General features: G+C 45.4%; 15 protein-coding genes. 6 read left to right on the top strand and 9 right to left on the bottom strand.

What is annotated here, in order from left to right; translation table 11 throughout:
• Positions 1 to 40: 40 nt before the first annotated feature.
• From LEP1GSC052_RS03180 to LEP1GSC052_RS03170, 3 genes are all read right to left on the bottom strand, one after another.
• A complete protein-coding gene (locus LEP1GSC052_RS03180; protein WP_010574390.1) occupies positions 41 to 1,081 on the bottom strand; it encodes an alpha/beta hydrolase family protein in 1,041 nt (346 codons plus the stop codon).
• 92 nt (positions 1,082 to 1,173) lie between these two features.
• Entirely contained in the window at positions 1,174 to 1,686 is a 513-nt protein-coding gene (locus LEP1GSC052_RS03175; RefSeq protein ID WP_040913248.1) for a chemotaxis protein CheX, read from the bottom strand.
• The gene (locus tag LEP1GSC052_RS03170) at positions 1,677 to 2,816 is read right to left on the bottom strand and encodes a nucleotidyl cyclase domain-containing protein (RefSeq protein ID WP_020986753.1); all 1,140 of its coding nucleotides are present in this window, start codon (positions 2,814 to 2,816) and stop codon (positions 1,677 to 1,679) included. The genes LEP1GSC052_RS03175 and LEP1GSC052_RS03170 overlap by 10 nt, the downstream gene beginning before the upstream one ends.
• 60 nt (positions 2,817 to 2,876) lie before the next feature.
• Here LEP1GSC052_RS03170 and LEP1GSC052_RS03165 point away from each other — a divergent pair, with 60 nt between their 5' ends.
• The 4 genes from LEP1GSC052_RS03165 to lpdA all read left to right on the top strand — a co-directional run bounded on the left by LEP1GSC052_RS03165 (position 2,877) and on the right by lpdA (position 5,957).
• On the top strand, positions 2,877 to 3,620 hold the full coding sequence (locus LEP1GSC052_RS03165) for a class I SAM-dependent DNA methyltransferase (protein ID WP_010574387.1): 744 nt from the start codon (positions 2,877 to 2,879) through the stop codon (positions 3,618 to 3,620).
• A gap of 111 nt (positions 3,621 to 3,731) precedes the next feature.
• Positions 3,732 to 4,040: a nucleotidyltransferase domain-containing protein gene (locus tag LEP1GSC052_RS03160; RefSeq protein WP_010574386.1), complete on the top strand. Its 309-nt coding sequence runs from the start codon at positions 3,732 to 3,734 to the stop codon at positions 4,038 to 4,040.
• Complete coding sequence (locus LEP1GSC052_RS03155; protein WP_010574385.1) at positions 4,030 to 4,428, top strand: HEPN domain-containing protein; 399 nt, start codon at positions 4,030 to 4,032, stop codon at positions 4,426 to 4,428. Before LEP1GSC052_RS03160 ends, LEP1GSC052_RS03155 begins: the two co-directional genes overlap by 11 nt.
• 110 nt (positions 4,429 to 4,538) lie before the next feature.
• Positions 4,539 to 5,957 carry a dihydrolipoyl dehydrogenase gene (gene lpdA, locus LEP1GSC052_RS03150; protein WP_010574384.1) on the top strand — a complete coding sequence of 473 codons (1,419 nt, stop codon included), beginning with the start codon at positions 4,539 to 4,541 and terminating at the stop codon, positions 5,955 to 5,957.
• A 191-nt stretch (positions 5,958 to 6,148) separates the two neighbouring features.
• On the opposite strand, the gene perRB is transcribed toward lpdA, so the two are convergent.
• A complete protein-coding gene (perRB, locus tag LEP1GSC052_RS03145; RefSeq protein WP_010574383.1) occupies positions 6,149 to 6,586 on the bottom strand; it encodes a peroxide-responsive transcriptional repressor PerRB in 438 nt (145 codons plus the stop codon).
• A 244-nt stretch (positions 6,587 to 6,830) separates the two neighbouring features.
• Here perRB and LEP1GSC052_RS03140 point away from each other — a divergent pair, with 244 nt between their 5' ends.
• Positions 6,831 to 8,303, top strand: a complete 1,473-nt coding sequence (locus LEP1GSC052_RS03140) for a sodium:proton antiporter (protein WP_010574382.1) — start codon at positions 6,831 to 6,833, stop codon at positions 8,301 to 8,303.
• Between the two features lie 95 nt (positions 8,304 to 8,398).
• Here LEP1GSC052_RS03140 and LEP1GSC052_RS03135 read toward each other — a convergent pair whose 3' ends face one another.
• The 3 genes from LEP1GSC052_RS03135 to LEP1GSC052_RS03125 form a co-directional block, all read right to left on the bottom strand.
• On the bottom strand, positions 8,399 to 9,046 hold the full coding sequence (locus LEP1GSC052_RS03135) for an HAD family hydrolase (protein ID WP_020985690.1): 648 nt from the start codon (positions 9,044 to 9,046) through the stop codon (positions 8,399 to 8,401).
• 52 nt (positions 9,047 to 9,098) lie between these two features.
• The gene (locus LEP1GSC052_RS03130; protein ID WP_051185354.1) at positions 9,099 to 10,148 is read right to left on the bottom strand and encodes a hypothetical protein; all 1,050 of its coding nucleotides are present in this window, start codon (positions 10,146 to 10,148) and stop codon (positions 9,099 to 9,101) included.
• Between the two features lie 79 nt (positions 10,149 to 10,227).
• A complete protein-coding gene (locus LEP1GSC052_RS03125) occupies positions 10,228 to 10,842 on the bottom strand; it encodes a helix-turn-helix domain-containing protein (protein ID WP_100736888.1) in 615 nt (204 codons plus the stop codon).
• A gap of 125 nt (positions 10,843 to 10,967) precedes the next feature.
• On the opposite strand from LEP1GSC052_RS03125, the gene LEP1GSC052_RS03120 reads away from it, so the two are divergent.
• Positions 10,968 to 11,384, top strand: coding sequence for an SRPBCC family protein (locus LEP1GSC052_RS03120; RefSeq protein ID WP_010574379.1), 417 nt, complete (start codon positions 10,968 to 10,970; stop codon positions 11,382 to 11,384).
• A gap of 42 nt (positions 11,385 to 11,426) precedes the next feature.
• Here the strand turns inward: LEP1GSC052_RS03120 and LEP1GSC052_RS03115 are convergent, their stop codons facing one another.
• Together LEP1GSC052_RS03115 and LEP1GSC052_RS03110 are read right to left on the bottom strand one after the other, a co-directional pair.
• A complete protein-coding gene (locus tag LEP1GSC052_RS03115; protein WP_020986243.1) occupies positions 11,427 to 12,608 on the bottom strand; it encodes a hypothetical protein in 1,182 nt (393 codons plus the stop codon).
• Between the two features lie 200 nt (positions 12,609 to 12,808).
• A complete protein-coding gene (locus LEP1GSC052_RS03110) occupies positions 12,809 to 13,987 on the bottom strand; it encodes a hypothetical protein (RefSeq protein WP_020986150.1) in 1,179 nt (392 codons plus the stop codon).
• Between the last annotated feature and the right edge of the window lie 72 nt (positions 13,988 to 14,059).

The raw sequence follows: 14,059 nt of genomic DNA, 5'->3' as shown, positions 1-14,059 counted from the left end.
GGTATGAGACGAAGCCTATTTTAAAAAACCACGACGGAAATCAAGGGTTCGCGGAAAAAATATAATCTCCCCAGAACTCCGCCATGGGAAGAATCTCCGACAAACGGGTGTAAAACGGAAGATGATCCCCGTGCGTCAATAGACTTGTTTCCAAAAAGGAAACATCTCGATTTCCATTCTTAAGAATCAAGTCGCGTAGATCCTTGGATTCTTGCGGAGAAATCACGGGATCGTCGTCTCCGTGCAGTAAGAAGCAAGGTTTGGTAAAACGATCGGAAAAGAATTCGGGCGAAGTTTCTTCCACAAAGGGTTCGCCTACGGCGGACTTGATTGCGAGCGAGGCTTTCATTCTAAAATCGGAGCTTTCCAAAAACTCGGCCACAAAGGTTCGATCGTCTTCGCTTAACGAAGCGAGAATTTTCGGACCACGAAGCGCGTCCCCTTCTCTCGACAACCCGTTGTCCAAAGCGGATTCCAAAAAGTATTCCTTTAAACCTTCCGGTTTGGATCGTATGAGATGAACGTAATTGTACAACATCACGTTCACCGCGTAACTTTCTATTTCGTAATTCTTTAATACGAACGGAAACGTTTTACCGAAGTTGGAATACCCACCGATCAAAAGCGCTGAGGTGAGAGCGTTCTGACATTCCGAATTTGCTAATGCGACAAAGCCCATTCCAGCCGAAAAACTCGCGGAAAGATAGGACAAAGATTTCTTTTCCAAAGAATGGATTCTTAAAAACGCGGAGCGAATGTTCGAGACCGTTTCGGAACGGATCAACAATCCTTTTACTTCGGGAAGTTCGGGAAGATAAACCTTAAAGCCGCGATTGGCGAGGTTGTTTCCGAGCGCGAGAATTCTAGGATCGTCGATTCCTTTAAAGCTCATTCCGTGCTGTAGATAAACGATCGGCGCCGAAGAATTCTTCCCTTGTTCGAGAACTTTCGTTCTTAAAGAAACGGAGTTCGGTAAGTCGAGAAGGATTTCCGTTATGCGCGCTTGTTTCGGTTTTTTGATTCCGGAAAAGTCGATCAAAAACGGAAGTCCGCGCAGTACGTCGAAAGAATTCATGGACATAAAAGTTTTTTAAAGTCCGGTAAAAATCTCTACCACATTTTTATCTTGGACGCGATTTTTTGAAGGGTCCCGGCTTAAGAAGATTCGGCGTTCTAAAATTTTTTCATCAAAAGGATGAGATAAACTCTCCCCAGATATTGTTTCGCCTGAGAATCTTTGATGAAATAGATCAGAATATATTGTCGATACGATTCGAGATCGATCGGTATAAGTTTGTGATTTAAAATCTCCGGCGGAAGAAGATCGCTTTCGAATCTTCCGAGTCTCATCTCCGAGATCAAAAGACCGCAGATCTGATTGGCGAACTCCATCAAAATGGAAGGCGCATCCGCTCTCACGGTCGGATCGATATGAAACGATCTTGCGATCATCGGAAGCAGTTTCAGTTTCGTATAACCGTCCATAGCAAGAAATAACTTTCCTTCGATTTCCCCTTTGAACTCGACCATCGTGCAGTTCTCGTAACAGAGTCCTTCGTTTTTGGAAGGGCCGAAGGCTTCGCGGATCGCGGTAACGTTCAACGTCTTATCCAAATATTCCGGAAAGATCTGAGAGATCGTTAGGATGAATTTTTCGTCGAGTAAAGGATCGATGCTCACAGACAGATATACCGGTTCGGCCCTTGTTCGATCGACAGAGCGAGAGCCTTTCTCGCGTTGGAAATCCATTCTTCCCGGCTCTCTTCCAAAATGGAAACTCCCAAGTTGATATCCACTCGGTGACTTTCCTTTTGCAGGGATTCGATCAATTCCTTTAGATTTTTAGCGAAGATTTCCCATTCTTCCGCGGAGATAAAAAAGGAAACCCGATCCTTTCGGATTCTATAGAATCGAACCTGTTTTTTCAGAATCTTGGTAGTCCATAGCGAAATCCATTTAAGAATATATGGATGCGGAGAATCGGTCAGAATACTTGCAAAAATTAGAATATTCTCATGTGCTCGGAGCTTATCCAGCTCGAAGGCGTGCAGATTTCCGAAACCGGTTTCGGGATCGGAGGATTCGAATTGAATCGAGACCTGTTCCTCGTATTCCTCTTTCCAGGTTTGGAATTCTCTCGGATTCAATCGGTTCCATTCGTTTAAGGAAACCTTCAGATATCCGAACGGTAAAATTCCGGTCGATAACGGGATCAGCGCCGATTCGTTTGAAAAGCAGATTCTCCCCTCTTGAATCTCTTCCTGATTTTTTTCGGACAACTCGATTTCCTCGGGCGATTCCGGAAGATGAAACAACTTTCCCTTTCGAGAAGCCAAAAGAATGGAAACGTTTCCGCTTAAAAAATAAATTTCCGCACCGCTGAGATGAGCCCCCAGTTGTTCCAAAAATTTTCCGTGTGCGAGAATCAACTCGGGATGTGTGGGCACTTCCCGTTTCCAAACGACTCGGGCCGGTGTTCTTTGGATTCTTTCGGAACGAAACGTTGTCGCGCTTTGTCGTAGATTCGCGTCTTCTAAGCGGGCTTGCGTTCCCGTTGTCGTTTCGATTTTTTTGTCCGTCTTCGTTTCCGTTTCGAAAAAAGTCTGAGACTTTTGGGAAGTCGTTTCCGAGTTCGCCGATTTTTGAACGCTTTCCTTAAGGACCAAACCGAACAAAAACAAAAGTGAAATCGAAATTCCGCTTAAAATCAAAGTGTCGCCGGTAAAGAGGGTTTTGGTCGCGCTCGTCTGTCTTTCCAGAAAACCGAGAGAACAATTAAAAAAAACGAAAATGATTCCGAAATATTGGATTTTCATAAGCGGACTGCCGTTAATATATTTAACGGGCAGATTCCAAGACCTCTAAACCGATTTTTTATGAAGTTGTACAACGAACTCGCAGAATTCTACTTTGATATCGAAAAGCCCGCGCGCAAGATCGATTCCGAAGCCAAGTTTTTGGATCGCCTTTTCCGCAAACATAGAATCATGACCATTCTCGATATGGGTTGTGGAACGGGAGAACACGTCCGTTACTTTCAATCCCTCGGTTACAGACCCAAGGGAATCGACGCTTCCTCGAGAATGATAGACGTCGCCAAAAAAAGATATTCTCATTGTAAGTTCGACGTCGCGCCTATGCAGACGTATCAATCCGGCGTTCTTTTGGATTGTGTGATCAGTCTTTTCGGTTCGTTTAACTATCTTTTAACGAACGAGGAGATCGACGCGACCCTCAAACTCATCGAACAAAATTTGAAACCCGCCGGTCTTGCGATTTTGGAAGTTTGGAACGCGGAACCTCTGCGGACGATCAAAAGAAAACCGATCACTCCGGTCGCTCAGATCAAATCCCAAAACGCGACGATTCAAAGAAACAGGGGCTTTCGTCTGGTCAGGGCCGATACCTCGACGATGGTAGAAGTGAATTATATCTACCAGATCAACACGAGAGAAATTCGGGACAAACACGTTATGCGCGTTTTCTATCTTCCCGAAATCGAAAGAATGATTCTCAGGCATAAGTTCGATATCATGCACGTCTATTCCGGTTTTAACGAAACCAAGTTTAAGAATTCGGCGGGAAGAATGATTCTCGTTTTGAAAAAAAAGAGCGCTTAGAGTAAAAAGAAAACCGTAGCCTCCGAATATTCGTTTTATCTCGATTCAGATCGCATTCTTCGTTGCCGCCAATGACTTGATTTTTTAAATCCGATATGGAAAAATTGACCTATGGATCGGGACTTAGAAAATCTGAAAAATCAAATCGTTTCACTCGTAAGTCCGTTGAAAATAATTCTTTTCGGCTCGCGGGCTACGGGTTCTTCGAACGATCAAAGCGATTACGACATTCTGATCGTAATGCCGAAAGGAACTAAAAAACGAGAAACCGCGCAACTCCTATATCGAAAAATCGAAAATATAAACAAACCGTACGACCTAATCGTCGCTACGGAAGAAACTCTTGAAAACTATTCTAAAATTCCCCATCTTGTTTACTTTCATGCGCTCAAAGACGGGATAGAATTGTATGCCGCCTGAAAATCCGAGTTCCTCTTTAACTTGGTTGGCGCATGCAAAAAGCGATTTGCTTTTGTCCAAATTGGGAGTTCAAAAAGAAGTCCTACTCAATGCCCTTTGCTATCACGCGCAACAAGCCGTCGAGAAATCCTTAAAGGCCGTATTGATTCAACACCAAACCCAATTCGAGTTCACTCATAATATCAAAAATTTAATTTCATCCTTACCGAAAGAAATCGAAAGACCCATTTTTTTTGAAGAGCTACCCATTCTTACCGATTACGCCGTATCGACCCGTTATCCGGGAGATTATGAGGAAATTTTTGAAAAAGAATATATGGAAGCGGTTCTGCTCGCAGAACAAACGTTCCTTTGGGCTGAAACGATTCTTAAAAAAACACTTTTATAACACGTTATAAAAATGTTTCAAAGATGCATTAGCTTCACCTTAATTTCGTTTTTTAAAATAATTCTTGCCGAACCTTTCCGAACTAGACTCTAATAGTTCCGGAGAATTTTATGCCAGAATCCTACGATCTTACCGTCATCGGCGCGGGACCGGGCGGCTATGTCGCCGCAATCCGAGGCGCTCAATTGGGAATGAACGTTTGTGTCATCGAAAAGGAAAGACCCGGAGGAATCTGTTTGAACTGGGGTTGTATTCCCACGAAGGCTCTTTTGGAATCGGCTCATCTTTTGGAAAAGATACATTCCGCAAAAGAATTCGGAATCGATCTTTCCGGCGCAAAACCGGATTTTCCTTCCATCATATCGCGTTCTCGAAAAGTCGCGGACACGATGGCAAACGGCGTCGAATTCCTCTTAAACAAAAATAAGATCACCCGTAAAAAAGGAACCGCAGTATTCAAAGATTCGAATACGATTTGGCTTCCCGATACTTCCAAAGAAGAAATCACTTCCAAATATTTTATCCTCGCGACGGGAGCGCGCGCGCGTGAACTTCCGGGTTTGCCCTTCGACGGACAAACGGTTCTTTCCTCCAAGACCGCGATGATTCAGGAAAAAATTCCGGAATCCCTTTTGATCGTTGGCGCGGGCGCGATCGGAGTGGAGTTCGCCGATTTTTACGCGGCGATGGGCACCAAAGTAACGTTAGTCGAAATGCTCGATCAGATTCTTCCCGTGGAAGATCGGGAAATTTCTTCGTTCTTGGAAAAATCATTTCTCAAAAGAGGAATCCGGGTTCTCACCGGAGTCGGCGTTTCCGAACCGAAACTGGAAAACGGAAAAGTCAAAGTTCTTCTCAAAGGAAACAATCTTCCGCCCACGGGTGAATCTTTCGAGGCGGAAAAAATTCTCGTTTCCATCGGTCTTGTTCCGAACACGGACTCGATGAACTTGGAAGAGATCGGAATCTTTTTACAAAAGGGTTTTGTAAAAACGGATACGAAATACAAAACGAGCGTCTCTCATATCTATGCGATCGGAGATTGCAACGGCCCTCCTCTTCTGGCGCACGTAGCTTCCATGGAAGGAATCAAAGCCGCGGAAGCGATTTCAATTCACGCGGGAAATCCGCATCGTCTCGATTATATTCCGATCGACTACAACGCGATTCCGGGTTGCACCTATTGTCATCCCGAAGTTGCATCCATCGGTCTCACCGAAAAAAAAGCGACTGACATGGGTTATACGATCAGCGTCGGAAAGTTTCCCTTTATCGCGAGCGGAAGAGCGCAGGCGATGGGAGACGCGGGCGGTTTTACGAAAGTCGTCATCGATAAATCTTCGGGTGAAATTTTGGGAGCGCATTTGATCGGCCCCGGCGTAACGGAACTTTTACCGGCTGTCGCTTTGGGAATTACGCAAGAATTGACTGCAAAGGAAATCGCATCCACGATCTTCGCGCATCCAACACTTTCAGAAACCGTAATGGAGTCTTTCGGAGCTTCCCTCGGAGAAGCGATCAATCTCTGATCGCGGCTTTTGAGTTTTCTTCGTTTCTTGGAAAATCACTCAGAACGTTTTTTCAGCATTCGTTGGAATAACGCGCTCTCTAAACTCAGCGTCTCGCTTCCTACGGGGCGCTCGACAGACCGCATTAATTTTCCATGCCTTGCATGAAAGCCACTCGTAACGCTTTCGGTACTCGTTGGCTGACACGCTCTCTATGGATCGCGTGTCAGATTTCCGGTCAGGAGAATGTCGGTCTTGTCGACCAAAAACTCGGGCGGAAGTTTAGAGCTGAGGGAAAGTAAAGAAGGATCTATATCGTGAAACTTCCCGCTTTTTTCATCGAAGAAATGATAGTGATCCACGATATTGCTGTCGTATACGGATTTGCCCAGACAGGAGAATTTGAATTCGCGGAGAAGCCCCGCCGCAACAAGAATGTTTAACGTGTTGTAGACGGTCGCCAAACTCATCTTGAAAGATCGACTATCGACCCATTCTTTGACCTCTTCCGCGGTGGGATGATCGGCCTCGCAAAGAACATACTGACAGATCGAAATTCTCTGCATCGTGGGTTGGATAGAAACGGACTTCAATCTCTGTTCGATTTCGACCGGAGTAAGACAGACTTTTTTTGCAAACAACGCTTCCATACTTCTTAGAATCCCGTTCGGGAAACCCTTCTATCCATAAGACATCCTCAAACCGCGTTTTCGCACAATTTTATTCGAGGAGTTCTCAGGAAAGCATCTCTTTCTTGAAAAATTCTGCAATCTAAAAAAGTTCGCAAAATACAATGTCATAACGCGGGAAAAAAAAGCCGGAGAAAGTCTTTTTACTTTAACTCTTTCTTCCAAGTCCCGAGAATGTCTAAAAATTCTTCAGATGATACGAGCAATGAAACAAAAACTAACATCCGTCCTTCTGGCGATCCTTCTGACCTTACCGGCGACCGCGCTTTTAGCGGACGAACCGGCCGGGGAAACACAAACCCCGGTTCAGACCACAGAGGCTCATGATTCTTCTCATGCCGAAGAGGCTTCCTCCGGCCATCACGAAGTCCTCGGCGAAGACCTTCCGTATTGGAGCGTAATTCCGTTCGTTCTTATGCTTTTGAGCATCGCACTTTTACCGATCGTTTCGCATACGACCTCTCATTGGTGGGAAAGCAATACGAACAAACTGATTCTCGCGCTCGCGTTGGGAGCGATTTCGTTTATCATTTTGGTTCTTCACGGTTGGTTCGGCAAGATCGTTCACACGCTTGTTTTCGAGTATGTTCCGTTTATCATTCTTCTCGGTTCGCTCTTTTATATCTCGGGCGGAATCCGTTTGAAAGGAGATATCGAAGCGACTCCGTTAAACAACACGATCTTCCTCATCATCGGAACCTTTCTCGCTTCGTTTATCGGAACAACCGGAGCTTCCATGCTTCTGATCCGTCCGATTTTAAAAACGAACTCGGAAAGAAAACACGTAGTTCACACGGTTATCTTCTTTATCTTTTTGGTTTCCAACATCGGCGGTTCCTTAACCCCGCTGGGAGATCCTCCCTTGTTCCTCGGTTATCTGATCGGAGTTCCTTTTACCTGGACGTTTAAACTTTTACCGGAGTTACTCGTTGCGGGAATTCTTCTTTTGGTCATTTACTTCGTTTGGGATACGTTCGCGTATAAAAAGGAAACTTCCAAAGACATCAAAAAGGATCACGTTCATCGCGAAAAGATCAGTCTCGAAGGTCAGGTGAACTTCATCTGGTTGCTCGGGATCGTTTTGTCCGTGGCTTTCTTAAATCAAAACTACATTCCTGCGATCGCGGAAAATCCGTATCTCGCGTTCATCCGCGAAGGGGTTCTCGTGGGATTGATCGTTCTTTCCAAGTTAACGACCAAAGGTCACGTAAGAGAACACAACAAGTTCACCTTACATCCGATCCAAGAGGTCGCGTATTTGTTTATCGGAATTTTCATCACGATGATTCCTGCGTTGATTCTTTTGGAACACCACGGAAAAGAATTGGGCGTAACCGAAACCTGGCAGTTCTTCTGGGTAACCGGATTGTTCTCGGGAGTTTTGGATAACGCTCCGACGTATCTAACATTCTTATCCTTAGCGAAAGGAACTTTGGGAATGACGGACGTCGCGCAGATTCTTGCGGACGCACACGCGGAAAACATCTTGAAAGCGATTTCAGTGGGAGCCGTGTTTATGGGAGCTTTGACTTATATCGGAAACGCACCGAACTTTATGGTGAAATCGGTTGCGGAAGAGAATCACGTGAAGATGCCGAGTTTCGGCGGATACGTTCTTTACTCTTTCGGAATATTGATCCCGACATTCATTTTGTTGACCTTTATATTCTTTCGTTAAGAAGAACGTCGCCTCTCTTCGAAAGAAGGGAGGCGTTTTCCTTCGGGCTCGCGCCGCCTTCCCCTCTTTTTAAATCGAACGATACGGGTTTCGCATTAAAACGAACGAATTTTATCGCGAAGTTCGGCGAAAGAACTCACAAAATCGATGTTAGACGATCGAAAAAGATCCTCCGTTTTTTCCTCGTGCGCCATTCCTAAAAAAAGAAGACCCGCTTTCTCCGAAGCGATCCGATCTCCGATCGTATCTCCCACGTACAGAATGGAAGAAGGATCCAGATTCATTCGTTTTGTGGTTTCCAAAATCGGCAAAAAGACCGCCGGGTCGGGTTTATGCACCTTCGTATCTTCCGCGGTTTGAACCGCAAAAAAAGAATCCTTTGAAAATTCCATCGACTCGATTTCTTTCAAAACCCTTCTTCCGCTCGAAGAGGATAAGATTCCCAAAGGGAGAATGGAACCGTGGTCCCGAATGAACTCGTTGACTCCGTCGAACACAAGATTCGGATCTCGTTCGCAGAATGTATTGTACGATTCCCAAAGAGATTCCAGGTCCCGAGAATACTCTCCGTAGACCTTTCTTAAAAAATCGTCTCCGGGCAAACCCCAGGCCTCGTCGATCTTAGAGTCCTTCAGTTCGAAATTAAATTTTTCGAATGCGAGAGACTTTAAGGTTTTATAACGCACCTTTCGAGTCTGAACCAACGTGTCGTCGTAATCGAAAATAATGGCTTTGATATTCAAAAAAGATCCTAAACGTTTTTCTGAATTCTTCTGCGCATTTCCAAGGAATCGATCATTTTTTTTCCTCGTCGGGCGGAAGAAAGATCACGGAATCGATCTTCTTTCCCTGATCCGTATCTACGTAATTCACTTCGATCTTTCTTTCGGTCGCGGGCTTATACATAATTAAGGAAGAAATCATGTCATACACGGTCAAAGAATAATCGATCGCGGTGACCACCGCTTGAAAAACGAGAAACCGAGACTTGGTGACGGGTTTGACTTCCCTTTCCTTACTGGCCGCCATCCATTTGTAGATCCGAGCGGAACGATTGACTCCCTTTAAATAATCCAGATCGATCTTCGCTTCGGGAAGGAGAGCCGGAGTTTGACGAAACGCGACTTTGACGGGAACTTTTTTTTCCCTCGATTCCTTGAGCGCGCCGGAAAGCTGTAAGTCGAACGTATCGTCATCCAGATATTCGATTTCGTTACAACTTGAAAAAACGGTGTTACAGATATCTCCGTATTTGCGGTGAACGAAATAAACGAGAAAGATGTTCAGGTTTTCGGGATGATACAAAACCTTCGCGTGATAATCGGAAGTTCTTCTGTAATAGACTTTTTTATAAATTCTTTTGAAAACGTCCCAGCCTACGAAGCCGACGTCCTTCAAAAAGGGAGGATCGGGAAGTTGAAACGCTCGGATCGCGATATGCAGTTTTTCGATCGCGACCTTTCCGTCTCGTTTTGAAATTTCTTCGAGAACGGTTCTGATATCGTCTAGATCTTCGGAATCGATCTTTCGGGGAGAATTGGAAGTATCGATCAAAATTTTTCCGGCGTTCTGCGACATGAGATCGGAGATCTTGGACTTAACTCCTTCGGCAAGAATGTCTTCGAGTTTTAAAGTGATGCAGTCGTTCGGATGACAAGAGATTTGTTCCGCGTAAATCGAATCGGAAGGATCCGGCGGCGGAGAATAAGAAATACTTTCCGCAAACGTTTGTGAAACTCCGAGAACGCCGAAGAAAAAAGAAAAAACGAAATGGAATAGGGCGGTTCTAGGAAAATCGAATCGGATCGAAACAGGAAAACGTTCCCGGAAAACGAAAAGTTTCATCATTCTTTGCAAGTCCTAAAAGGAATTATCCGAAGGATTCTCCCTTGCAGACAAAGAATGAAAAGATCTTTTTTAGGACTTAGTTGATTTCGTCCCTATAATCCATCACGAGATACATCAGGGTTTCCTGATCGGTCGGATTGGAATATTCGTGCGGAATATCGGCTCTGAAAAAAACGGAATCTTTCGGTTCCAGTTCCACTACTTTCTCTCCGACTCGAAGACGAAGTTTACCGGAAACGACTACGATGTTTTCGGTGGTTCCCGATTGATGGGATTCGGCGACTTCGATTCCGCCGGGTTTTAAAATGAGTTCGTAAAATTCGGTTTTGCGATTTCCGTTATAAGGGAAAAGAGCGCGGCTTGAAAAGACTTTCGAACTGGAAAACAAAACCTTTGTGTTTTCCGCCTTCATCACGATCACACCTTCGGTGCCTTTTTCTTTTAAGAGTTCGCTAAAAGGAACGTTCAAACCGTTTGCGATCTTCCAAAGTACTGAAATGGTCGGAACGCTCTTTCCTTGCTCGATTTGCGAAAGCATCGCGCGACTGACCCCGCATCGGGACGCCAGTTTATCCAGGGAAAACCCTTTTGTATGGCGAATGAGTTTGAGATTTTCTTTGACGACTTCTGTGATATGTTCGCTGGAGGGAGATTCTTTCCCTGCTTCCAATTCATCCATAGCTGGGTTCATTTCACTTTTTTTGTCTAATATAGCAGAATTCTGTCAATCTAAAACTCCCGATGTGAAAAAAATAGACTTGATTAATAATCATGATTATTATAAATTTAGTTATTATTTCAAAAGGAAGAAAGAAAATGAAACGCATACAACACGAAGAAATCACCCAAGCCAACCCGGCAAAACTTTGGAAAGTCTACCAAGACGTATCCAATTGGAAAACCTGGGATCACGAGGTGGAAGATTCTTTTTTAGAGGGAGAATTCAAAGTGGGAAGCAAGGGAATGCTGAAACCGAAGGGCGGTCCCAAAACTTGGTTCAAACTGACAGAGGTCCGCGAAAAAGAATTCTTTTCCGATCTCACCAATCTTCCTCTTTGTAAGTTGGAATTCAGACACGAAATTCTTCCCTTAGCAAACGGAAGCAGGTTCATCCACACGGTAACGTTTACCGGCCCTCTTTCTTTTTTATTTTCCAGAGTGATCGGAAATAAAATCCGAGAAGAACTTCCGGGCGCGATGAAAAATCTTGCGAAACTCGCCGAAGCCGCCTAATTCCGATTAGGCGTTTGTTTCGTTTTTAATCGCAAGCTTCCGTCATTGTTTGGAAGCGACCGCGTTTGCGTTTCGAGCGGATTCTCCTCCGAGGCTCGGAACGACCGCGGTCCAAGCGGACGGTAAACCGCTTGTGGAATACGCGAAGAAGTTGGAAGTTCCCGTTACAACGTAACGATCGAGCGCCGAGTTGTAAGCCGCACCCAATAGATTTTTGGACGAACAACCGCTTACGACGCTACCGCTCGAAGGGTGCCAGACGTTTAAACCGAATTGATAATAATCCATAGAACAGGAATTCCCGAACAATAAAATTCTATCCTTACCCTCGACGGCGATGCTCGCGTGAACTTGAATGGCGGTCTGGGAAGCGCTTACCGCGGAAGAATCCAAAGTAGCGGAGGAAAAAATCTTAACGTTCGACGAAGTGGGATTCAAGTAATCGTTGTCTCCGTATACCATGACCTGTCCCGACTTCAAGGCCATCACTTGATTGTTCGAGCTGCTCATCGAAAGATTGACGGGCGTATCCGTAAAAGAAGGAAGCTCAAGCGTCGCAAATTCATAATTTACGCTGTGAACCCCGCTGAAATAAACCTTGGAGTCCGCCGCGTTATACGAAACCGTATTATAATAATCCGCTAATATATAGGTGGAACCGTCCGTCACTCCGAAATACTGCCAGTGAATTCCGTCCGAAGAACGTTGTCCGAAATAATCGGATCCGGTTCCGGCGGCGTTGTGTCCTCCTATGGCCCAAAACTGATTCGCTCCGAATGCGATCCCGTACAAAGCCTTTACGGTCGGAACGGAATTCACAAGACCGGGATCACAAGCATGCAAACTCCAACTCAGCGCGTCGTCTTGGCTCGACCAAATCCCGCAGGTGTTCGGAGCGTCCAAGGTTCCCACCGCGATCCAGGTTCCTTTTCCGTATACGACTCCTCTTACGGAACCTCCCGTATTACATCCCGGAAATCGAGTGGAACTGTATTTCCAGGAAATTCCGTCTTCAGAAATCCATGAAGAACAACCCTCCCCCACCGCGACAAACTGCGTTCCGGTCACTCCGGCGCCCGAGTTTACGGGAGTATGACTTACGCTCCAACTGATCTGTCCTAAAAGCGCCATAGGATTGGAAGCGTCCAAACTGAACTTATCCGCTTGGGCGCATTGGGTTAAAAATCCCATAAAGAATAAAAAGGAAGAATATCTGACGCTCACTGGACGCTCCCGTTCAACCGAAAACGGAACGTTACCACAGGTATCGTTTTGCGGATTCCTTTTACAAAACAATCCGTTTCGGTCTCTATATCCTATAACAAACGGAACGATCGGGCAGACATCCAAATCGAAACGTCGGGAACCAACGTCATATGAAACGGAATAAACCGACTTCGGAAAAGAGATATAAAATCAGATTTTTATTGTGTAGCGATTCCTAATATACCTGGACCGGGCGATCCCGCATCGGTTTGAGTGACTAAGGTCCAATCGGAGGGAAGACCGGTTGTGGAATAAGCAAACGCGGTCGGAACGGTTCCGGCCACCTTCGCTCCCGCTACAAAAAGATCTAACGTGGAATTGTAGGAAAGGGACATCCAGTCCAGACGAGAACATCCGACCATATCGGGAGCGGCTCCTACGTGCCAAACCTGAGCGGTCAGACTGTAGTAATCCATCTTACATTGATTCCCGAGAATGACGATCTTATCCTTTCCTTCCACGGCGACATTGATATGACTTCCCACGCCTGTGTTGGCGGACGCCGTACTTCCCAGAGATGTGATCGGAGTTCCGATCTTCACCATACCTACGGTCGGGTTCGTATAGTTGTCGTCTCCATACAAAAGAATCTTACCGGACTTAAGTGCGAGAACTCCGTAACTCGAAGAAGGCATGTTGACCGAAACCGAGGTTTGAGTCAAAGAAGGAACCGTAAGTTTTACGACTTCCGGATTCACGTTGTGGATTCCGCTAAAATAAATCTCCGACGAAACGCTGTTATACGAAGAAGAATAAAGATAATCCGAACCGATATAGGTGGAACCGTCTGTAAGAGAAAGATACTGCCAAGTCGATCCGTTGCTTGAAATCTGACCGAAAAAACCCACGCCCGTTGTGGAATAGTTATGCGGACCTCCCGCGATAAAATTCGTACCGGCATAAACGATCGTATTCAAGTTGTGAAGCGCGGAAGTTCCGTTCGGCGGAGAAGGATTGGGCGCACAAGAAGCGGCGGTCCAAGTGTCCGCGTCCTTGCTCGACCAGATTCCACAACCGCCGTTCGCGTTCAACGCGCCGACGGCCACCCAGGTTCCGTTTCCGAAAGCGATCGAATTGACGGAGCCGTCGGTACAACCGGAGAATTTAGAATTGCTGTAAGTCCAAGTCTTCCCGTCCTTGCTCGTCCAGGAGGAGCATTTTTCTCCCACTGCCACGAAATGAATCGTATTCGAGGTGGAAGGAACGGAATTTACGCTCCACGCGATTTGAACCAAAAGCGCCAAAGGATTCGAGGTATCCAGACTGAATTTATCGGCCGAGGCGCAAGAGGATAATAACCAGAGAACTGAAAACAAAATGGAAATATCTTTTTTCATAATTGTCTCTTTATAATATAACCCATTTCCAAAATTCTTTTTTCAGAAAAAAGAATAAACCGAATTCCGCCC

The sequence above is a fragment of the Leptospira kmetyi serovar Malaysia str. Bejo-Iso9 genome, from assembly GCF_000243735.2.
Lineage (GTDB): Bacteria > Spirochaetota > Leptospiria > Leptospirales > Leptospiraceae > Leptospira > Leptospira kmetyi.
The sequence above is the reverse complement of the archived record's forward strand: the minus strand, read 5'-3'. Positions and strand labels throughout refer to the sequence as shown.